This is a genomic window from Dokdonia donghaensis DSW-1, from assembly GCF_001653755.1.
Classification (GTDB): Bacteria; Bacteroidota; Bacteroidia; order Flavobacteriales; family Flavobacteriaceae; genus Dokdonia; species Dokdonia donghaensis.
This window is the reverse complement of sequence record NZ_CP015125.1, coordinates 1,191,322-1,214,332: the sequence shown is the minus strand read 5'-3', so window position 1 is coordinate 1,214,332 and position 23,011 is coordinate 1,191,322. Positions and strand designations below refer to the sequence as shown.

16 protein-coding genes are annotated in these 23,011 nt (G+C 39.0%); all 16 read right to left on the bottom strand.

Annotated elements, in window-relative coordinates:
• Nucleotides 1-19: 19 nt before the first annotated feature.
• On the bottom strand, nt 20-601 hold the full coding sequence (ruvA, locus tag I597_RS05250) for a Holliday junction branch migration protein RuvA (RefSeq protein ID WP_035327190.1): 582 nt from the start codon (nt 599-601) through the stop codon (nt 20-22).
• Between the two features lie 223 nt (nt 602-824).
• The gene (locus I597_RS05245) at nt 825-3,119 is read right to left on the bottom strand and encodes an NADP-dependent malic enzyme (protein ID WP_035327188.1); all 2,295 of its coding nucleotides are present in this window, start codon (nt 3,117-3,119) and stop codon (nt 825-827) included.
• Between the two features lie 88 nt (nt 3,120-3,207).
• Nucleotides 3,208-4,161: a carbohydrate kinase family protein gene (locus tag I597_RS05240; RefSeq protein ID WP_035327185.1), complete on the bottom strand. Its 954-nt coding sequence runs from the start codon at nt 4,159-4,161 to the stop codon at nt 3,208-3,210.
• A 13-nt stretch (nt 4,162-4,174) separates the two neighbouring features.
• Nucleotides 4,175-6,031, bottom strand: a complete 1,857-nt coding sequence (locus I597_RS05235) for a trehalase family glycosidase (RefSeq protein ID WP_035327182.1) — start codon at nt 6,029-6,031, stop codon at nt 4,175-4,177.
• Nucleotides 6,015-7,241, bottom strand: coding sequence for an MFS transporter (locus I597_RS05230; RefSeq protein WP_035327180.1), 1,227 nt, complete (start codon nt 7,239-7,241; stop codon nt 6,015-6,017). The genes I597_RS05235 and I597_RS05230 overlap by 17 nt, the downstream gene beginning before the upstream one ends.
• Nucleotides 7,242-7,498: 257 nt before the next feature.
• Nucleotides 7,499-8,851: an MFS transporter gene (locus tag I597_RS05225; RefSeq protein ID WP_035327177.1), complete on the bottom strand. Its 1,353-nt coding sequence runs from the start codon at nt 8,849-8,851 to the stop codon at nt 7,499-7,501.
• A gap of 106 nt (nt 8,852-8,957) precedes the next feature.
• Complete coding sequence (gene queG, locus I597_RS05220; protein ID WP_394357290.1) at nt 8,958-9,890, bottom strand: tRNA epoxyqueuosine(34) reductase QueG; 933 nt, start codon at nt 9,888-9,890, stop codon at nt 8,958-8,960.
• 1 nt (nt 9,891) lies between these two features.
• A complete protein-coding gene (locus tag I597_RS05215; RefSeq protein WP_035327176.1) occupies nt 9,892-11,217 on the bottom strand; it encodes a cytochrome P450 in 1,326 nt (441 codons plus the stop codon).
• 37 nt (nt 11,218-11,254) lie between these two features.
• Nucleotides 11,255-12,277, bottom strand: coding sequence for a Holliday junction branch migration DNA helicase RuvB (gene ruvB / locus I597_RS05210; RefSeq protein ID WP_035327173.1), 1,023 nt, complete (start codon nt 12,275-12,277; stop codon nt 11,255-11,257).
• A 180-nt stretch (nt 12,278-12,457) separates the two neighbouring features.
• A complete protein-coding gene (locus I597_RS05205) occupies nt 12,458-14,281 on the bottom strand; it encodes a cytochrome c oxidase subunit I (RefSeq protein ID WP_035327171.1) in 1,824 nt (607 codons plus the stop codon).
• A 36-nt stretch (nt 14,282-14,317) separates the two neighbouring features.
• Nucleotides 14,318-15,400: a cytochrome c oxidase subunit II gene (locus tag I597_RS05200; RefSeq protein WP_035327169.1), complete on the bottom strand. Its 1,083-nt coding sequence runs from the start codon at nt 15,398-15,400 to the stop codon at nt 14,318-14,320.
• A gap of 27 nt (nt 15,401-15,427) precedes the next feature.
• Complete coding sequence (locus I597_RS05195; protein ID WP_035327167.1) at nt 15,428-16,792, bottom strand: quinol:cytochrome C oxidoreductase; 1,365 nt, start codon at nt 16,790-16,792, stop codon at nt 15,428-15,430.
• A 29-nt stretch (nt 16,793-16,821) separates the two neighbouring features.
• Nucleotides 16,822-17,520: a c-type cytochrome gene (locus I597_RS05190; RefSeq protein ID WP_035327166.1), complete on the bottom strand. Its 699-nt coding sequence runs from the start codon at nt 17,518-17,520 to the stop codon at nt 16,822-16,824.
• Between the two features lie 9 nt (nt 17,521-17,529).
• Nucleotides 17,530-18,060, bottom strand: coding sequence for a DUF3341 domain-containing protein (locus tag I597_RS05185; protein ID WP_035327164.1), 531 nt, complete (start codon nt 18,058-18,060; stop codon nt 17,530-17,532).
• Nucleotides 18,061-18,066: 6 nt separating this feature from the next.
• Nucleotides 18,067-19,830: an NrfD/PsrC family molybdoenzyme membrane anchor subunit gene (gene nrfD, locus I597_RS05180; protein WP_081965007.1), complete on the bottom strand. Its 1,764-nt coding sequence runs from the start codon at nt 19,828-19,830 to the stop codon at nt 18,067-18,069.
• Between the two features lie 30 nt (nt 19,831-19,860).
• On the bottom strand, nt 19,861-22,932 hold the full coding sequence (locus I597_RS05175; protein WP_035327162.1) for a TAT-variant-translocated molybdopterin oxidoreductase: 3,072 nt from the start codon (nt 22,930-22,932) through the stop codon (nt 19,861-19,863).
• Between the last annotated feature and the right edge of the window lie 79 nt (nt 22,933-23,011).

The window sequence follows — 23,011 nt, the reverse complement described above, 5'->3', positions numbered from 1 at the left end:
ATTTCGCTTCAAAATAGACCTACAGTTTTTTTAATGCCTCTTTAATAATAGTCTCTACGCTCGCGTCTGGCTTTTCTTTTGTGATAGCTAGACATACTTTCTCTGCCTGCTTACGCGCAAATCCTAAAGTCTCTAAAGCAGATAACGCCTCTTCTTTATTAGTATTGCTTTGCACAGCACTTTCGGTACTGATATCGTATACTTTAAGTATTTTATCCTTAAGATCTAAAATCACACGCTGCGCCGTTTTTGCCCCTATTCCCTTTATGCTTTGTATGGTCGCCACATCATTTGAAGCGATAGCCTGCTTTATTTGATTAGGCTCAAGTGAAGATAACATTGTTCTTGCGGTACTCGCTCCTATTCCAGAAACAGAGAGTAATAATCTAAATATCTCACGCTCCATCATCTCCATAAAACCATATAGTGTATGGCTATCTTCCTTAACCTGAAGATGGGTATATAGCTTGATCGCCTCACCATCACCTAGTTGCCCAAAAGTATGTAAGGAGATGTTTATAAAATATCCCACTCCATTACAGTCTAATACAACGTGTGTAGGATTCTTCTCAATAAGTCTACCGCTTAGGTGCGTAATCATTTAACAGTATTTTAAGGTGCGTAAATGTAAGAAATATATGTCTAGGAGAAATGTTATTTATATCCTTACGCTTTCGCGAAAGCGCACAACCCCACCACACCGAAAAATTAGGCACTTACACCGTCATTTCTATTCTATTTTCAAAACAAAAAAAGGTTCAGAAATAAATCTGAACCTTTAAATTATGAGGTGTCATTACGCTTTCGCGAAAGCGTAAAACCGCTTACTCCTGCTGCTTGTTAAAAAAGTTTTCCTTCTTTTGAGCATCAATCACTGTGATAGCAGTCATATGCACCATCTCATCTACGCTTGCTCCCAGTTGCAAAATATGCACAGGTTTGCGCATACCAAGCATTATAGGACCTATGTTATCTGCATTTTCTAGCTCTTTAATCATCTTATAGGTGATGTTTGCACTGTCTATGTTTGAAAACACGAGCGTGTTTACTTTTTTACCGGCAAGTTTTGAGAACGGAAACTTACTTTGCAACATATCTCTGTTAAGTGCAAAATCTGCCTGCACCTCTCCGTCTACAATGAGCTCTGGGAAGTTGCGGTGTAAATAAGATACAGCGTCGCTTACCGTTTTTGCCTTCTCGTGTGTAGATGACCCAAAGTTTGAGTAAGACATCATCGCCACCACTGGCTCTAGTCCAAACATCCTTACAGCCGTCGAAGTCATCTGGGCAATTTTTGCCAGTTCCTTTGCATTAGGATCTATGTTTATAGAGGTATCTGCAAGAAAGAGTGGTCCTTTTGAGGTAACCATCAGGTTGCAAGCGGCTACTTTTTGCACACCTGGCGCAGTACCTATTACTTCAAGAACCGGTTTTATCACAGATGGATAACTACGGCTAAAACCAGAGAGCATCCCATCTGCATCACCTTGACTCACCATCATAGAGGCGAAGTAATCTCGCTGTCTAAGTAGTTTTTGTGCTGCATAGAGCGTGATACCCTTGCGCTTTCTTGACTCCCAGTATATCTCACCATACTTAGCCACGTGAGCTTTCTCTTCGTCAGATTTTGGATCTATAATTTCTACATCTGCATCAAAACCTATCTCTTCCTTAAGTTCTAATATCACATCACGGTTCCCTAATAAAACGGGTATTGCGATACCCTCTTCGTGAGCAATTTGTGCAGCTTTAAGCACGTCTAGTTGATCTGACTCTGCAAAGACTATACGTTTTGGGTTGCGGCGTGCGCGATCCATTAGTAATCTTACAATCTTGTTATCTTCACCCAGTCGCTCTAGCAACTCATCGTGATAAACTGCCCAATCTTTTATAGGTTCTTTTGCTACTCCAGACTCCATCGCTGCTTTTGCAACCGCCGGCGGTATTGTAGTTATTAATCTTGGGTCAAATGGTTTTGGGATGATATAATCACGGCCAAAGGTAAATCTAGTCTCTCCATATGCGATATTTACCTGTTCTGGAACAGGCTCCTTTGCAAGTTGAGCTAGTGCTTTTACCGCTGCCATCTTCATCGCTTCATTTATAGCAGTTGCACGCACATCTAGCGCACCTCTAAAAATAAATGGAAAACCTAGCACATTATTTACTTGGTTAGGATGGTCAGACCTTCCCGTTGCCATTATTAAGTCTGGTCTTGATGCTATCGCAACATCATAATCTATCTCTGGAGTTGGGTTTGCCATTGCAAATACAATAGGATCACTTGCCATAGACTGTATCATTGTAGGTGTTACAATGTTACCCACAGAGAGACCTAAAAACACATCTGCATTAACCATTGCCTCTGCTAGTGTGTTAAAACTCTCTTTACTTTTAAACTTAAACTGCTCTGGAGATAAGTCTATACGATCCTCTTTAAGAAGACCATTTATATCAAACATTGCAATGTTTTCTAGCTTAGCGCCAAGTAAATGATATAAGTTCATACACGAGATAGCTGCACTACCTGCGCCAGACACTACGATACGCACATCTTCTATGCGCTTACCTGCTATTTCTAACGCATTGAGCATAGCTGCGGCAGATATGATTGCCGTACCGTGCTGGTCATCGTGCATTACTGGTATATCTAGCTCTTCTTTGAGCCTGCGCTCAATTTCAAAAGCCTCTGGCGCCTTAATATCTTCAAGGTTAATCCCTCCAAAGGTAGGAGAGATATTTTTTACAGTTTCTATAAAAGCATCTACATCTTTTGTACCTACTTCTATATCAAAAACATCAATCCCTGCAAAAATTTTAAAGAGCAAACCTTTACCCTCCATAACAGGTTTTGATGCCTCTGGACCTATATCTCCCAGACCCAACACTGCAGTACCATTTGAGATTACAGCTACAAGGTTACCCTTTGCTGTATATTTATAAACGTTATTTATATCTTTTTCTATCTCTAGACACGGCTCTGCTACACCTGGAGAATAAGCGAGCGCAAGATCACGCTGGCTTGAGTACTTTTTTGTAGGAACTACCGCAATTTTACCTGGCTTTGGCTTTGCGTGATATACGAGGGCTTCCCTCCGTCTTTTGTTCTGCTGACTCATAAAGTTGGTTATCTATTGACTTGCAAAAGTACTGAATTCCGTATCGGTTATACACCTAGTCTTGTTAACATCTACCTAATGGAGGTTATTATTTAAAATCTAGCAACTGGGTGAGTATATCCACATTTTGTGGCAATCTACCCACGTGCTGTAATTTTATAGCCGCCAGTGACAGCGCCACTTTGAGACATTTTTTGATATCATACTCTCTTATGTAAGCAAATAAGAATCCACTCCAAAAAGCATCTCCTGCTCCCGTAGCATCAAGTATTTGCTCTACTCTTGCCGCTGGCTCAACAATCATTTCTGCAGGGTGATTTTTACGCTTTCGCGAAAGCTTAACCCCTTCTGATCCTAAGGTGAGACAAACAAGCTCTACCCCGAAATCATTATGGAAGAAATCAAAAATAGCCTCGTGACTTCTTTTCTCACCAAAAAGGCGCTCCATATCATCCTCACTTATCTTCACGAGCGGGTTATATGAGCAATACTCTCTAAAGGTTTTTATCGCCTTCTCCCTATTAGGATAAATACGAGGCGAATAATTAAGATCTATACTAAGTGTACAACCAGCTTCATAAGCTTTTCTTGCTTTGACTAAAATTGTAGTTCTTGCAGGCTTCTTACTTAGAGCAAATGCTGTGGTATGAAAAATAGTAGTTTGCGCTAGCAAAGCATCAGACACTTGAGCTTCTGAGATCTTAGTGTCTGCATACCGATAAGGTATAAAATCTGGTGTGCCCGTAGTTTTTGACACAAAAATCACACTCGTAGGATTTTCAGGATCTGTCGCAATGAGATCTGTCTGTACGCCATTTTCGGTAAGTTTATCCTTAATGTAAACGCCTAGCCCATCATCTCCTATAGTAGCGGCAAGTTTTACATTCATACCCAGTCGTGCGAGATTCATCGCTACATTAGTAGGACTACCTCCTAAGTACCTGTGGTAATCACGTGTTTTATCTATACGTACTTCTTTTTGATGGCCTATAAAATCTATAAGCACCTCACCTACACATAAAATATCTAAGTCTCTTTTCACTTAAATCTAATTTTTAATTAAATACTTTTTCTGGATCTTCAAGGTTATCTAGGGCTGCTCTCAATTTAGGATTCAGCAATGAAAGCCCTAATTGACAACTAGCATTCATCCACCCAAAACCACTAGTTGTTATATAATCAAACTCGGTCCCCACGTTACCATACTCTGCAAAAACTTTATGCGTTGCAGATACGACATCGTACTTCTCAGGTATAACCCCATTATAATCTACGGCATTTCTAGTAATCATCCACAACCACCTGTACACAAGCTCTTGTAATTCTTTATCAAAACCATATGCTTTAAGTCCTCGCCATATCATCATCTGGTGCGGAGCCCAGCCGTTAGGATAATCCCACTGGCGCTGTACTGCTCCTTCTGGGATGATTGTATTCATAGCGCGACTTGTACCTGCTAAACCTCCTTTTTCTTTAAGATCTATCATAAGACGTCTTACGGTCTTCATTGCCTTATCATTATCTAGCAGACCTGCCCATAATGGAAAGTAATTTGAAGCACTTTCAAATTCAGTTTTCTGCTTTGTGACACAATTATAATCAAAGTACTGGCTCTTATCTTCATCCCACATAAAGGTATCCATACGCTCCTTGCGAGCTAGCGCACTTTCTTTATAATATCTAGATTTTTTGCCTTTAAAGTTACCCGCAAAATAAGTAGCAATGAGGTACTCAAAGTCTATCTCATACTTATATAATAAACTATTAAGATCTACCGTGTTTAGATCTGCACACACATCGTCAAGTCGCCACGAGGTATCGTGACCGCTCTCACGCAAACTTCTATCGTGTGTAAAGTAACGATCTAACTCAGGTAAGTCTAGACTTCCATTTTGATAGTTACTCACCAGTTCTTCTATACTACAACCTTCTTTCTTTGCCACAACGGCTAGATACTCATCAAAATGACCTTCTTCTGTCTCTGGTGGCACTCCTACACCTTGTGCATAATAACGATTGAGACCATTATCTGTATATCTAGGTGCTCTCATCCATACAGTTTCATACTCTTGTATTGCAATAGCTAGAACACTTGCAAGCCACTCCTTACCTAGTGTTGGATCTTTTTCAAAAATTTCTCTTATAAACGAACTCAAATATGGAGGCTGTGTACGAGTGAGATAATAACTCCTATTTGCATTTAATATCTTACCATAATGAGTGATTTGATAGCAAAAATTATCAATCATAGCTTTAGCTAGATCTACACGGTTATCTAGCAATAACCCTACACCTTCAAAATAGCTATCCCATCCATACATCTCATTAAATCTTCCTCCAGGCACTACAAACGGAATTCCGTTTTTACCCTCAAGCCCCAATGCCAGAATGCCTGGCTTCTCATTTATGGACTTAACATACTCTGGAGTAATCTCTAGAGGAAGCACCACAACCTCTAGATTAGGAAAACCTGTCTTTAGGTTATTATAATATGCTATTCCCTCTTGATCTGTTCCAGGCACATACATACGTTGCACGCTATCTCCAGCTTTTGTGTCTGTGAGGATATTTGCAAGCCCCTTCTTATCTATTGTACGTGTGAGGTCGTCCCAAAAGTAATCACGTATCATTCGGTTAATGCGGCTAGTGGGTTGCTCCTCTATTTTCCACAAAGGAATTACAGCTTCGATTTTACTAAGTGCTCTTTCTAAAGCGAGCTCCTGTAAAAAATTAGAAAGATGGTAGGTTCCTTTTATAGTATACGCTTTCGCGAAAGCGTTATCATCTCCATACAGAGCTATGTCAAACTGCTTAGGCCCTTGATCTTCTACTGTGATTTTCTTATCTCCATCTGTGTCTTCTTGCTCTAGCAAGTGACTAAGTGTTTCCTTTATATTACCCTTGAAGTGCATCTTTTTCTGTAAGTTTTTTAAGAATAAAGTAAAATACAAGTAGCACCGTCATAGGAATAAGTGTAAAGTAGAAAGCATTTTCTGGACCTTTTGTTTCAAATAAATATCCTATAATCCTACTACCAAACGTCCCTCCCAGTGCCGAAAATATCACTATAAGTCCTGTCATAGGGCTGTGTACCCTCTTAGGCAACGCACTTAAGACAACAGAGTTGAGCAACGGATAAATGGGTGCTATAAACAATCCTACTAATGGAAACGCAAAGCCTATAGCTGGTATGTCTCTTAATGAACTTATCTCACCCACATTGAGACCAACGGTTTTAGGCAACACAAACACTACGAGAAGCATTGCTCCTATTGTACAGGCAGAGAGGACATAAATCCAAGATATTTTACGAGTAAGAACACCTGCCAGTAATCGTCCAGCAGCTAGAGATAACGCAAGAATACTAGACATCATAATCCCTAAATTTTCAGTTAGGCCTAACACTTTATTATTAAATGTAGGTAGCCACGACATTATACCTTGTTCTATCATTACAAATAGAAATGCACTTATAACAAAAACGATAATGAGCAATCTTGCTAGTAACTTAAACATCTCAAGAAAATCTTCTTTAAGATCTGCACCAGGTATCTCTGCTTCTTTTTCAAATTTGGTAAATAATAAGATAACAAAAGACACCGCAGAGAGTGCTGCTAGTAGCCAGTAAACGTTAAGCCACGCGTCTGGTTCACCTTCTGTATTAAATGCAGGAAAAAGAAAATAAGCAAGCGCAATACCTACCATAAAAAACCCTTCTATAGAACTCATTAAACTATTATGCTCTTTTGTAGAGTTAGTCACAAGACCTATGGTAGAGTAAACAGAAACTTTTATGAGGGCAAATGCAGCCCCTACGGTTGCAAAAAGAATCTTTGCCGTATCAAATGTGTTCCCATAATACATAGCGATACACGCTACGGTTACCATAGCTAGACCTATGAGCATTGCCTTTTTATATCCTATTCTAGGTAAAAAGGAAGCAATAGCAAATGAGACAATAGCTATAGGCAAATCCTTAAATGCTTCTAGCACACTTGCCGTAGTTTCATCTACACCATAATTGTTGAGCGACTTGAGTATAACAATACCCACACTATTAAGAAGAATAGCAAAGACAAAATAGTTGAGATACAATGAGAGTTTTACACCTATATGTTTCATAAAAAGGGATTAAAGTATGAAAGCACCAGCGCGAGCCAGTGCTTTCAGTTGGGTATTAACCACTTATCAGCCTCAAACGCCATATGATTATTGGATTTAATCTTATGAACAAGATGCTGTAAATCTTAGCAATAATTGAGACAGTTTATAGCTGTCAGGTAGTTCTTTTATAGTGGCTTAAGAAAAAAGAACTTCTATTGTTCTACTAATATACTAATAAGTTATTAGTACTAGACGGTTTAATGAAAACAAAGTGCTTATTCAACAACACCCTCATTTTCTATATCATACACTTCTTGCGCTTGTTTTGGTGTTAATCGTAAAGCCAAAAATGCTGAGATTAAAAAGAATACACCTGCAAAAAGAATGGCATTAATGGCGTTATCACCTAACAAATATTTATAAATAGGACCAAAAGTTACCGTCTCTATTGCCATAGGTATTACAATCATCATATTAAGAATACCCATATAGATACCACGTTTACGCTGCGGTACTATTTTTGAAACCATTGTATATGGGATTCCCATCATAGCTGCCCACCCTATTCCAAATAAAATCATAGGTGCCAGTACGAGATTTGCATCTGCTATATACGGTATTAAAAACATAGCGAGCGCAGTCCCAAAGAGACTAGCTGCATATATCTTTCTTCCTCCATATTTCAATGTTAGAGGTACTAAGACAAGTGCAACTAGTATGGTTGCAGAGTTATAAGTCAAACTCATCTTAGCCGATTGTGAAGCAGCCTCACCTATACTAAAGTTAAGAGTATCTCTAAACATAGGCACATTAAACTGCCAGTATACAAATAATGCATACCATTGAAAAAGGTATACTCCAGCAACCTTCCACATAAACTTAGGCATAGTTTTTACAGTACTAGCAATCTCTATAAATGGCTCTTTAAATTTTTCTGCAAAAGTGAGCTTTCTAAAGCCCTCTATTTCTTCCATTTCTTCTGGCGAAGGCGGTATCTCTTTAGTTTTATACACAGACCATAATATAGTAGTGATAGAAAGTACGGCTCCTATAAAGAATGAATAATACAACCATAGTGGTATACTTCCCGCAACTTCTTCTGCGAGACCTAATATGTCTTGAAAATAAATAATTGAGATCATTGCTATTACTGTCCCTGCACCCACAAAAAGACTTTGCATCTGGTACCCAAGACTTAATTGAGTCTTTGGAAGCTTATCTCCTACTAGTGCTCTATATGGCTCCATTGCCATATTATTTCCTATATCGAGTATCCACAATAAAGAAACCGCAACCCACAGGGCTGGACTAAAAGGAAATGCAAACAAGCAAAGACTACCCAGTACAGCTCCTATAAGAAAGAATGGTTTTCTTCTACCAAATTTAGGAGACCACGTTTTATCACTTATAGCCCCAATTATAGGTTGTACAATAAGACCTGTAATAGGTCCTGCTATATTTAAAATAGGCAGTAAATCTTCGGCAGCGCCTAGGTATAAAAAAATAGGGTTGATGGCTGTTTGTTGTAGCCCAAAAGAAAATTGAATTCCTAAAAAGCCAACATTCATATTAAATATTTGCCAGAAGGACAGGTTGGGCTTTTTGATACTACTGAGTATTTTGTTCATAAAATATGCTGGATTTTAATTATGATTCAAGACAGTAATATCCGTAAAAATATTAAGATAACGTTAAGTGTCTGTAATTTTAAGGATTTCGCAATTGAGGCGTCAATTACGGTTGTTTTTTTAACGCATCGATATTTCGCTTCAAGCCAGAAAATTTGGTCCGCTTTACAGCAGATTTTCTAAATATTTCTGAGAACACCTCTTGGGTTATTTCTTCCCATTGTTTTTTATCATAAGTGAGCAGCTTAGGGTTTGGGTTAAATAACGACTCACTATGTGCTTTTGAAAATCGATTCCAAGGGCATACATCTTGACATACATCACAACCAAACATCCAGTCATCTAGTTGACTCTTTGCATACTCAGGTATTTCATTTTTAAGCTCTATCGTAAAGTAGCTTATACATTTACTCCCGTCTACCTTATACGGCTCCACAATAGCCTGTGTGGGACAAGCATCTATACAAGCAGTGCAGCTCCCACAGTGATCTGTAACAGGTGTGTCATACTCAAGGTCTAGATCTACTACAAGCTCTGCAATAAAATAAAATGACCCTGCCTTTTTTGAAAGTAAATTACTGTGCTTACCTATCCATCCCAGACCGCTCTTTGCTGCCCAAGCTTTATCAAGTATAGGAGCGCTATCCACAAAAGCACGCCCGTTCACCTCTCCTATCTGCTCTTGTATAACGTGCATAAACTCTTTGAGTTTATCTTTTATTACAAAATGATAATCACGACCATAGGCATACTTAGAGATTTTATAAGACTCCTCATTCTGAAGCTCGTGAGGATAATAATTAAGTAGGAGTGATATTACACTCTTAGACCCTTCTACGAGTTTTGTAGGGTCAAGGCGCTTGTCAAAGTAGTTTTCCATATACTGCATCTCGCCGTGCATATTTTTATTGAGCCAAGACTCAAGACGAGGCGCTTCTTCTTCAAGAAAACCTGCTTTACTTATACCGCAAGACATAAAACCTAAGCGTTGTGCTTCTGCCTTAATAAATGCTGTATGTTTTGATCTATTCTCTATCACCCTATCTTGCAGTAAACTCTAATATTGCATTTTTTGGCTTGAGGGTAATGAGCGGTAATATTTCTATAGGTGTGTTTATAGGAGTGATTTTAAAACGGGATACCATTTCGGTAACCGCGAGAATCATTTCATACATAGCAAAGTTATTACCTATACACATTCTAGGTCCTGCGCCAAATGGGAAGTAGGCATCGTGATACATCCCGGCATTTTCATCAAATCGAGTAGGGTTAAATTGTAACGGGTCTTTCCAAAAGTCGTCGTGCTTGTGAATCTCAATACACGAAAACAATAAATTAGAACCTGCAGGTATCTTCATCCCATTATATTCATCTTCTTCGAGATTTACCCTGTCTATGAAGTAAGCTGGTGGGTAAAGTCGCATTGTTTCCTCTAGCACTTGCTTAGTGACTGTACAATGTCTTAAAAACTCGTTTAATGATGTTGAGTTCGCTTTCGCGAAAGCGTATTCCTCATAAATTTTATCTTGCCATTCTGGATGTCTTGCAAGTAATGAGGCGGCAAATGTAAGCGCATTTGAGGTTGTCTCGTGACCCGCTGTAAAGAGTATGAGAATCTCATCTATGAGCTGTTCATCATTCATACCTGTGCCATCCTCATAAGTAGACTCCAGAAGCATATCTAGTAAGTCTCCTACCTTTTGATGTGATGCTCGACGTTCTTCTACGAGTTCCATAAGTATATCACGCGCCTCTTGAGTAAGAGCCAGGTGCTTATCTATAGGTCCAGCATACTTAAAATACCAAGACTTATAAGGTTGTCTCAACTCTTTTACGAGCATCTTTTGAGCTTGCTCTGTAATGTATTGCAGGCGGTTTATCTTTTTACGATCTACCTCGGTCTGAAAGAGTGACTTTGCAACCGTATTAAAAGCAAGGTCATTAAATATCTCAAATACATCAAACGCCTCTCCTGTTTTTATGTTTTGTAACTCCTCCTTTATTACTGTATGCATAGCTTCTATAAGCTGTGCAAGCTGCTTTTTATGAAAGGCTGGCTGTATGAGTTTTCGTTGTTTTTTCCATAGAGAACCTTCTGAGGTTAAAAGTCCCTCGCCTACATACTTTGCAAGATCTTTAGTCTGAATGGGTGACTTTGTATAGTTGCGCTGGTTTTTTTGCAAAGCATACTTTGCAAAGCCCGGATCTCTAGAGAAGACAACTTCATTACCAAATCCCAACTGCAGCTTGAAGGTATCACCTTTACTCTCAAAATTATCGTGATGAAAAGGAAGCGGATTCTTTAAAATACTCCCAGCGTTTGCCAGAAACTTTAAAACCGAAACTGCTGGAATATCATTAGACATAGGGTGCTTTTATATAATAATTTAAAATAGAATGTTTCTAAAACAGACCTCCCTGCACAGGGCCTTTTACTCTACCTAGATGCTTGTATGCATCCTCTGTAACTTCACGTCCTCTTGGAGTACGCATAATAAAACCTTGCTGTATTAAAAAAGGTTCGTAAACCTCCTCAATAGTTTCGGCGCTTTCAGAAACGGCTGTGGCAAGTGTAGTGAGTCCCACAGGCCCGCCTTTAAACTTATCTATAATCGTAGCTAGTATTTTATTATCCATCTCATCCAGCCCGTGAGCATCTACGTGAAGTGCTTCAAGGCTATACTTAGCAATCTTAATATCGATACTACCATTCCCTTTTATTTGTGCAAAGTCACGCACTCTACGCAATAAGGCATTTGCTATACGAGGTGTACCACGACTTCTACCAGCTATCTCTATAGCAGCTTCCATTGAGATAGGCACACCTAGTATACTAGAGCTACGCTGTACGATGGTTGTAAGAAGTTCTGTTGTATAATATTGCAACCTACTAGATATACCAAAACGTGCGCGCATAGGCGCTGTAAGAAGTCCTGAACGTGTAGTTGCTCCTACAAGTGTAAAAGGCGCAAGGTCTATCTGAACGGTACGTGCATTTGGCCCCGTCTCAATCATTATATCTATACGATAATCCTCCATAGCCGAGTATAAATACTCTTCTACTATAGGACTAAGTCTATGTATCTCATCTATAAATAGCACATCACGCTCATCTAGATTAGTAAGTAATCCAGCGAGATCACCAGGCTTGTCTAGAACAGGGCCAGAGGTTATCTTAATATTTACCCCAAGTTCGTTTGCAAGAATATTTGCAAGGGTAGTTTTACCAAGACCTGGAGGACCGTGAAAGAGGGTGTGATCTAATGCCTCTCCTCTAAGATTTGCCGCTTGTACAAAAACCTTGAGATTTTCAAGCACTTGATCTTGTCCTGCAAAGTCGTCAAACGATAAAGGTCTTAACGCTTTCTCAATATCTACTTCTTCTCTTGAGTAACCTTCATTTGTAGGATCCAAGTGCTCATTCATACGTCTAGGTGATTTCTATCAAAGATAAGAAATTGTCTTGTTTGAAACTTTACAGCACCCTTCCATTTAAGACTAATAAAGGATAATGTTACGCTTTCGCGAAAGCGCAAAACTAAAAAACCCACTCGTTAAGAATGGGTTTTAAGCAATCATAAAAGTATGATTTATGTTATGACATCTCTAGTGATGCATTTCTTCTTCATTGTCTTGAAGAGGAACTGTTTGCGGTACATAATCTTGACCAGCAATTACATAATCTGACTCATCCTTATTCAACTTAGAATAATCATATGGCCAGCGGTGTACTTCAGGAATTGCACCTGCCCAGTTACCGTGTATGTGCTTGTGATCTGTTGTCCACTCTAATGTGTTTGATTTCCAAGGGTTCTTAGAGCCTACTTTTCCATAGAACATTGAGTGTATGAAGTTGTATAAGAATACTAACTGTGCAGCTGCTGTAATGAAAGCAAAAATAGATATCGCTTTGTTTACATCTACAAGATCATCAAAATATGGGAACGCTGAATTTGTATAGTAACGTCTAGGCAATCCTGCCATACCGATAAAGTGCATTGGGAAGAAAATACCATAAGCTCCAATAACTGTAATCCAGAAGTGAACGTAACCTAGGTTCTTGTTCATCATTTTACCTTCAAACATTTTTGGGAACCAGTGATACACACCTGCAAAAAGTCCATATAATGCAGAGATACCCATTACTAAGTGGAAGTGAGCTACTACAAAATACGTATCGTGTACGTTTATATCTAACGTTGAATCTCCAAGTATGATACCCGTAAGTCCACCAGAAATAAAGGTAGAAACTAATCCTACTGAGAAAAGCATACCAGGGTTGAACTGAAGGTTACCCTTCCACAAGGTTGTGATATAGTTAAAAGCTTTCACTGCAGATGGTATTGCAATTAATAGGGTTGTAAATGTAAATACAGATCCCAAGAATGGGTTCATCCCTGAAATAAACATATGGTGACCCCATACAATAGTTGATAAGAACGCAATTGCTAAAATAGAAGCAATCATCGCTCGGTAACCAAATATAGGTTTACGTGCGTTTGTAGATATTATCTCTGATGAGATACCTAGTGCTGGTAATAATACAATGTATACCTCAGGGTGACCTAAGAACCAGAAAAGGTGCTCAAATAATACTGGTGAACCACCAGAGTTATGTAATACTTCTCCTCCAATATAAATATCAGATAAGAAGAATGATGTACCAAAGCTTCTATCCATAATAAGCATTAAAGCTGCAGATAGAAGTACTGGGAAAGAAACCACACCGATAATAGCAGTCACAAAGAATGCCCATATTGTAAGTGGTAATCTTGTCATAGTCATCCCCTTTGTACGAAGGTTAAGTACTGTAACAACATAGTTAAGTGAACCTAATAGTGATGATGCAATAAATATTGCCATCGCTACTAACCACAATGTCATACCCATTCCTGAAGCAGGTATACTGTTAGGAAGTGCAGATAACGGTGGATAGATAGTCCAACCTGCTGCTGCTGGTCCTGACTCTACAAATAATGATAATACCATTATTACAGAAGAAAGGAAGAACAGCCAGTAAGATACCATATTAAGGAATCCAGAAGCCATATCTCTCGCTCCAATCTGAAGTGGAATCAATAAGTTACTAAAAGTACCACTCAGACCTGCTGTAAGTACAAAGAATACCATTATGGTACCGTGTATAGTAATAAGTGCAAGATAAATGTTTGGATCCATTACACCGTCTTTACCCCAGTCTCCTAAGAGTACTTCATAGATAGTAAATTGGTGATCTGGCCAAGCCAGCTGTAAACGGAATATCAATGACATCCCAATACCTATAATACCCATTATCAAACCAGTAATTAAATACTGCTTTGAGATCATCTTGTGATCAGTACTAAAGATATATTTCGTTATAAACGTTTGCTCGTGGTGGTGCTCGTGATCATCGTGACCGTGATCTGCTGTTGCTGCGTGTGCTGCCATACCTAGATTCTTTAGTTAATTTTTCTTTTTCTGTTTTTATTCTTGAGCTGCTGCTATAGAGCTGCCAAATGTTTTTTGAGTTGCAATCCAAGCGTCATATTCTTCTTGAGTTTCAACAACAATCTTCATCTGCATATTATAGTGCGATGCTCCACAAATCTTATTACATAGCAAGTAATAGTCAAATTCATCATAAGCGTCTATTGGACCATCTCCTGCCGCTATAGAAGCTTTATTTTTTTCTTTTCTAATCTCTTTGATAGTCGCCATCTTATCTTTCATATAATCCGTATCACGAATCTCTGCAGTAGTTTTAGATGGAGTAAAAGAGAATTGAGTTATCATACCTGGTACAACGTTCATTTGCGCTCTAAAGTGAGGCATATAAGCAGAGTGTAATACATCCTGAGAACGTAACTTAAAGATTACCTGGCGTCCTACTGGAAGGTGAAGCTCTGTTGTAATTTTATCATCCATTGCATCAGCATCACTTTCATCAACGCCTACTGTGTTTGCTCCTTCAATGAAACGAACATTTGCGTTACCTAAGATATTATCCTCTCCGGCATAACGTGCTTGCCAACCGAAACGCTTTGCATATAACTCTACAACTATAGCATCCTCGTCCTCTTCAAAGTTCATTATATCTGACCAAGTAAATAGACCATAGATAATAAGACCTGCAAGAACTATTACTGGAATAATAGTCCAGATAAACTCTAGCTTATCATTATCTGCATAGAATAATGCTTTTTGACCTTTCTTTCCTGAGTACTTATATGCAAAGTAATGAAGTAATGCCTGTGTGATTACTTGTACGAACATTATAAGTGCAAGCGAGATAAATAACAAGGTGTCATAATCTGCTCCGTGCTCAGAAGATGGTTCTGGCAAATAAAACTTACTGTAATTCCAGAAACAGTAAATAGTTATGGCATATAAAAATGTGATAAACATCAACATCAATTTACCATTGATTCTGTTGTCTTTATCGTCTGCTACTTGAGCATTTTCACTATTGGTCTTCTTATTAAACTGAGATAGTTTAAAAATCTTTGACATTTGCCAAAGTGTGACTACAAATAGAATTACTACGATGAGTGCTAATAAACCTGTCATTGCTTTCTAACTTCTTTAATCTATATTCTAATAGTGAAAGTGTTTACTTTCTTCAATAAGCGGATTACGCTTAGGCTCTAAAGGACGTTTTGTAAGTGAACTGAAAACAATCAGCACAAACAGTCCAAAGAAGAACATAAGTGATCCTATTTCTACAAATCCAAACGACCAAGCTTGTCCTACTGTACCTGGCATAACCATATTGAAGATGTCTACATAGTGACCTAATAAGATTACTACACCAGACATTACTACAAACCAGTTAACACGTTTGAAATCGCTATTCATTAATATTAATAATGGGAAAAGGAAATTCATTACTAACATACCAAAGAATGGTAAGTTATAATCTTCAATACGCTGTATGTAATACGTTACCTCTTCTGGTATGTTTGAGTACCATATAAGCATAAACTGTGAGAACCATAAGTACGTCCAGAAAATACTGAAACCAAACATAAACTTAGCAAGGTCGTGTATATGACTATCATTTACGTTCTGCAAATAACCAGCACCCTTAAGTATAAGTGTAACAAGTGCTATGGTCGTAATACCACAAACCATCATACCTGCGAGTACATACCAACCAAATAGCGTACTAAACCAGTGTGGGTCAATAGACATAATCCAGTCCCAAGACATCATAGATTCCGTATACAAGAAGAACACTAAAAATGCAGCTGCGATTTTAAATGACTTTTTATGTGATTTGTTATCAGATGCTTCATCCTGCTCTTTAGAGAACTTAACGGCAAAGAATCTGTAAATGTTCCATCCAGCAATAAAAATGGCAGCTCTTATAAGTAACCAAGGCACATTTAACCATCCTGATTTACCAGCAATAAGCTTATCATAATTATCACTTGCTGGATCAGTAATACCATCTGCCATCCAGTGGAACATATGGTTAAAATGGAATCCAGATAATGCTAGTAAAACAAACATTATAATACTACCAGGTAAAAGATATCCTGTTATACCCTCCATTACTCTAAGTAACAAAGGTGACCACCCAGCCTGAGCAGCATATTGTACTGCATAGAATGCAAGACACCCTAGAGAAATCATAAAGAAGAAAAAAGCAGCAATATAAACAGCAGACCAAGGTTTATTTTGATAACCTGCTAGTAAGTGCTCATTATGCTCTTCTTCAGTCATTACGTGCCCTTCTTCTGCGTGTGCATCATCGGGTGCTACGTGGTGTGTATCTGCTTCGTGAGCATCTGCAACTGTTGCATCACCGTGACCAGCTCCGTGGGCATCACCTGCGTGCATTGCTTCAATATCTGCTATTGTCTTTGGTAAGAAAACGTAATCTACAGCAAATAGGACAAATCCTACTACCATAAAGATAATCGCTGATAATTTTAAGTTTTTAGATAATGTGTACATATCTTAAATATCGGTTGTTCCGTTAGTTATTAGTGTTCGTTACCTGCTGCATTCATTGGCTCAGACTCAGGACCTGGTATAGCATCTACTGCACCTTCGTTAAGATCTGTATCAATCTTACCCTCTGTCATTTCCTCAATAATTTCTGCTGCTGTAAACGCTCTCTCAGGTTTTCCATCTAATGCATCTTTAAGACCCATTACGTAATGATCAACCATCCAAAGTTCGTCTTCTGTCATCTGCGATGCATAAGATCCCATAGAGTTAATACCGTAATACATCACGTGGTATACACTACCTTCTGTGATAGCTCTACCAGCATCGTTATATGCAGGGACACCTAGTATTTTCTCTCTTTTTGCTAATGTTCCTTTTCCATCACCTTTTACACCGTGACAGATACCGCAGTAAATGTTATACAACTCATTACCCTTAACATAATTCTCCTCTGTGTAAGGTAATGGGTTTTTCAGGTTCGCTTTCGCGGAAGCTTTTCCTTCAATAGTATTTTCATAATCATATGGCAACCACCCTCTCATCACCGAACCTTCTGCCGGTTTTAAAGCTTCATACCCTTCAGGAAACACCTCATACTTACCGTAAGTTTCATAACCTACAGATACGTACATATTAGGCATATACTGATAGTTAGGCTTATTATCATCTTGACAAGAAATCATACTGCCAAAAGCGATAAACAAAACAGCTATTTTAAATATATTCTTCATTGCGTTGACTTATGCTTCGTTTGCAATTAAATTAATCTCTACAGCTCCAGTTGTTACTAAAAAGTCTGCAAGTTCCTTTCCATCTTTTCCAGTTGCATCAATCTCCATAAGGAAGTGATCATCTGTAGTACGTACATCTGGATTTTCAGCTTTCTTAAAAGGCCATAATTTACTTCTCATATAAAAAGTAATAACCATTAAGTGAGCTGCAAAAAATACCGTAAGCTCAAACATAATAGGTACAAAAGCTGGCATATTCTCAATGTAGCTGAAAGATGGCTTACCACCTATGTTTTGTGGCCAGTCTTCGATCATAATGAAATTCATCATTAATGTTGCTACTGTAATTCCCACACATCCATATAAAAAGGCAGTAATAGCAAGACGAGTAGGTGCAAGCCCCATAGCCTTATCAAGCCCGTGTACAGGGAATGGTGTATATACTTCATTAATATGAAGATGTTTTTTTCTAACCTCCTTTACAGCGTTCATTAGAACGTCGTCATCAGAGTATATTGCGTGTATAACTGTAGATGCCATACTTAATTATTTAAGATTGTTAGCTTGACCCGCCCAATCATCACGCTCTGCGCGACCAGGAAATGATCCAGTTAGATTATCTAATAAGTTGTACTCAACAGAAGTCATTTTACCCACTTGCTCGTACGTATAAATTCCTAGCTCGTTAAGCTTCTCTTCCATTTTTGGTCCTATACCATTAATTACCTTAAGATCATCTGCCTTTTGAGTAGCAGCATCAAAGATTCCTAAACGGCTCACTAATGAATCACTACCGTGTGTATCTTCTGGAATAACTGTTTCACCTTCGGCAACCTCTTGAGGTTTTGCAATGTATGCACCATCAAGGTTAATCTTTACTGGCCCACCAGATGTACGAGGATCTGCTCCTGTACCTACCAATGATTGTCCAGACTCACGTAATTTTTTATAACGCTCTCCAGATGACTTCATAATAGTCTTTACTTCTGCTTGGGCAATCACTGGGAATGTACGTGCATATAATAAGAACAATACAAAGAAGAATCCTATAGTACCTATGAAGATACCTATATCTACAAATGTAGGCGAGAACATCGTCCAAGAAGATGGAAGGTAATCACGGTGAAGTGAAGTCACGATAATTACAAAACGCTCAAACCACATCCCAATGTTTACAACAATTGATATGATAAAAGAGAACATTATAGATCTTCTTAATTTTGGGAACCACATAAACTGCGGAGAGAAAACGTTACACGTCATCATTGCCCAGTAAGACCAAGCATAAGGCCCTGTTGCTCTGTTTAAGAATGCATATTGCTCATATTCAACCCCAGAGTACCAAGCCATAAATAACTCAGTAATATAAGCTACACCTACTATTGAACCTGTAATCATAATTACAATATTCATAAGTTCAATGTGCTGTATTGTAATGTAAGCCTCAAGACTTACAACTTTACGCATTATGATAAGAAGTGTATTTACCATTGCAAACCCTGAGAATACCGCTCCCGCAACAAAGTAAGGAGGGAAAATCGTGGTGTGCCATCCTGGTATAACAGATGTAGCAAAGTCAAAAGATACAATCGTGTGTACAGAAAGTACAAGTGGAGTTGCTAGTCCCGCAAGAACAAGTGACACCTCTTCAAAACGCTGCCAATCTTTTGCTCTACCAGACCAACCAAATGAAAGTAAACTATAAATTTTCTTCTGGAATGGCTTAACAGCTCTATCACGTATCATTGCAAAGTCAGGTAATAATCCAGTCCACCAGAAAACTAATGATACAGAAAGGTACGTTGATATTGCAAATACATCCCAAAGTAGCGGAGAGTTAAAGTTTACCCATAAAGAACCAAACTGGTTAGGTATAGGTAATACCCAGTAAGCTAACCAAGGACGACCCATATGTATAATAGGGAATAATCCTGCTTGCACTACAGAGAAAATAGTCATCGCCTCTGCAGAACGGTTAATTGCCATACGCCACTTCTGACGGAATAATAATAGTACTGCAGAAATTAGTGTTCCTGCGTGACCGATACCTACCCACCATACAAAGTTGGTAATATCCCAAGCCCAACCTACGGTTTTATTTAGACCCCAACTACCGATACCGTTTGTTACAGTATAGATAATACAGCCTATTCCCCATAAGAAAGCTACTAGTGCGATAGAGAATACGAGCCACCAAGATTTATTTGCACGTCCCTCCACTGGAGCAACGATATCTAATGTTACATCGTGATAGGTCTTATCTCCGGTAACTAGTGGTCTTCGTATAGGTGCTTCGTAATGCGCCATAATCCTATATAATTAGTCTTTAGATTAGTTGTTTTATACTTCTTCTGTATTACGTACCATTGTCTGGTAGAATACATTTGGTTTTGTTCCTACGTGCTCAAGTAAGTGATACATACGATCATCTTCTTTAAGCTCTGCAATCTTGCTATCCTTGTCGTTTATATCTCCGAAGGCAAGTGCTCCAGTTGTACAAGCATTAGAACAAGCCGTTGCAAACTCACCATCTTTTACCTTACGTCCATCGCGCTTAGCATCAAGAATAGTCTTTTGTGTCATTTGGATACACATAGAACACTTCTCCATAACCCCACGAGAACGAACAGTTACATCTGGGTTGATAACCATACGCCCAAGATCATTGTTCATATGATAATCAAACTCGTCATTACCATTATAAAGGAACCAGTTGAAACGACGTACTTTATAAGGACAGTTGTTTGCACAGTAACGAGTACCTACACAACGGTTGTAAGCCATATGGTTTTGACCTTGACGACCGTGAGATGTAGCTGCTACTGGACACACAGTCTCACAAGGAGCGTGGTTACAGTGCTGACACATTATAGGCTGGAAAGCAACCTGTGGATTTGCAGCTGGATCTTCTAGCTCACCAAATCCTCCAAGAGAACCTTTATCACCACCTAATCCATCAAACTCTTCCTTCTTAGTATCATCTTCAGAAAATGTATCCTCAGATGAATAATATCTATCTATACGTAACCAATGCATATCACGACTACGACGTATTTCAGACTTTCCTACTACAGGAACATTATTCTCAGCGTGACAAGCTATCACACACGCACCACATCCCGTACAAGCATTAAGATCAATAGCAAGGTTAAAATGATGCCCTATTGAACGATCAAACTCTTCCCAAAGATCAACTTCTGGTGAAGTCACTTCATACTCTATGTGTGCTTTACTTACCTCAGGAACCGCGTTCCAGAAGTGCTTATCTTTTGTGTTAAATATCTCAAGAGTTGTCTCCTTTACGATATCACCACGACCCATAAGCGTGTTGTGCTGCTGTACAGAAGCAAACTCGTGTACACCACTTACTTTCTCGATAGTTACACTTTGCGTAGTCTGGAAGTTTTGCATTAAAGGGAATGCGTTAACACCCGTTTGCATCTCTTCTTGAATACTTTCTTTACGACCATACCCTAGCGCAAGACCTACAGATCCTTTAGCTTGACCTGGCTGTATCATTACCGGTACTTTCTCGATAGTTACACCGTTTACAGTAACATTTGCATAGTGACCATTAAGACCTCCATTTGCATCGTGACGTGCTTCTGTAAAGAATGAACTTCTATCAAACCACAAACCAAGTTCTTTGGCATCTGCCTCAGACATTGTCAAGTAGTTATCCCAAGTACAACGCGTTAATGGATCTGGCATCTCCTGTAACCAAGGGTTGTTTGCCTGAGTACCATCACCCATTGATGTTTTTGTATACAACGTAAGCTCAAAGCCTCCATTACCCTCTTGCAATGTACTCGCAAGACCAGCATCTGAAGCTATAGAAGTGTTTGATGCGGTTACCGCTTTCGCGAAAGCGCTAGTCTCAACAACTCCTGCTTGAACAGACTTATTAAATGCGACACCTGCCGAAGACATAGTCTCTTTAAGGTAGCTATAATATGTTTTATCTACACCCATCCAGTTAAGTAAACTTTGCTGGAACTGACGTGTATTAAATATCTCTTTTATTGTAGGCTGCTGTAAACTTACCTCACCCATTTTAATCTGCACATCTCCCCAAGACTCAAGGTAGTGCGGTACTGGTGCAATATGAGTAGAAAGTGCTGCTGTCTCATCTGCTCTTAAAGAACAAGCTACAGAAACATCAACCTTTGCAAGACCAGCAACAAACTCATCTGCATTAGGAAGACTATAAGCAGGATTTACTCCAGCCATAATAAGTGTTCCTACTTGACCAGCGTTCATCTCTTTTACGAGCTGCATCACTTTACGAGCATCGCCAGATCTTGTAAGCTTAGGCTTAGCAGTATCCATCACCACTTTACCTTCGTTAAAGTCAAGTGCGATTCTTTGTGTAGAAACATCTTGAACACCTGTCACAAGAAGTCCCTTACTACCGGCAGCAAGAAGCGCCTTACGTGCCTGAGCAACTTTAGCCTTCACCCCTTCTGGAAGACCAGAAGCAGATCCACCTGCAAGTGCTTGCACTATTAATTTTTGTTGTGATGGTGTTGCTGGAACACGTACATCTGCATTTGCACCAGAAAGAGACATATTTGCCTCAAACTGATAGTGCTTAGACATCTTTCCATTTTTAGGCACACGAGACTTACCATAAGCAGAATCATATCCACCACCATTCCAATCTCCTAAAAAGTCTGCCCCTACTGAGACAATTACTTCTGCATCACCAAAATTATAATCTGGCAATGCACGGAAACCGTATTTTATTTCAAAAGCATCTAAAGCAAATTGCTCTCCAGCAGCATCATAAGCAACGTGAGAAACATTAGGATACTTTGCAATAAATTCTCCTATAAGCTTATCTGTTGATGGGCTTGCAAATGTCTGAGTAAGCAACACTGCTTTCTTACCACTTTCAAGTGCAGCAACAACTCCTTTATCTATATCTGTCCAAGAAACCTCTTCTCCTCCTGCCGTTGGAAACTGCGCACGCTTTGTATCGTACATTCCAAGAACAGATGCGTGTACACGAGCGTTTGCCCCAAAACCAGCCTTAGCAAGGTCATTGTTTTCTATTTTAATAGGGCGACCCTCACGAGTCTTTACAAGCACACTTGCAAAGTCAAAACCATCTGCAATAGTAGTTGCATAGTAATCTGCAACACCCGGTATTATTTGCTCTGGCTGCACCACATAAGGCACAGACTTTACAACAGGACCCTCACAAGCCGCAAGCGATGCTGCCGCTGTAGAGAAACCTACGTACTTCAAGAAGTCACGACGTGTAGTTTCTGTATTTTCAAGTGTTTCCTTATCACCTAAAAATTCATCTGTCGGAATTTCTTGTACAAACTCATTCTGTCTTAGTGCCTCGATAGATGCATCTCCGTGGAGCTCATCGACACTTTTCCAGTATTTCTTGTTTGATGACATATAATTGATTTATTAATTTGTGCCTCGACTACGCTCAGCAACCTTTATTAAGGGTTTCTTTCGAAACTTAAATTCTCTT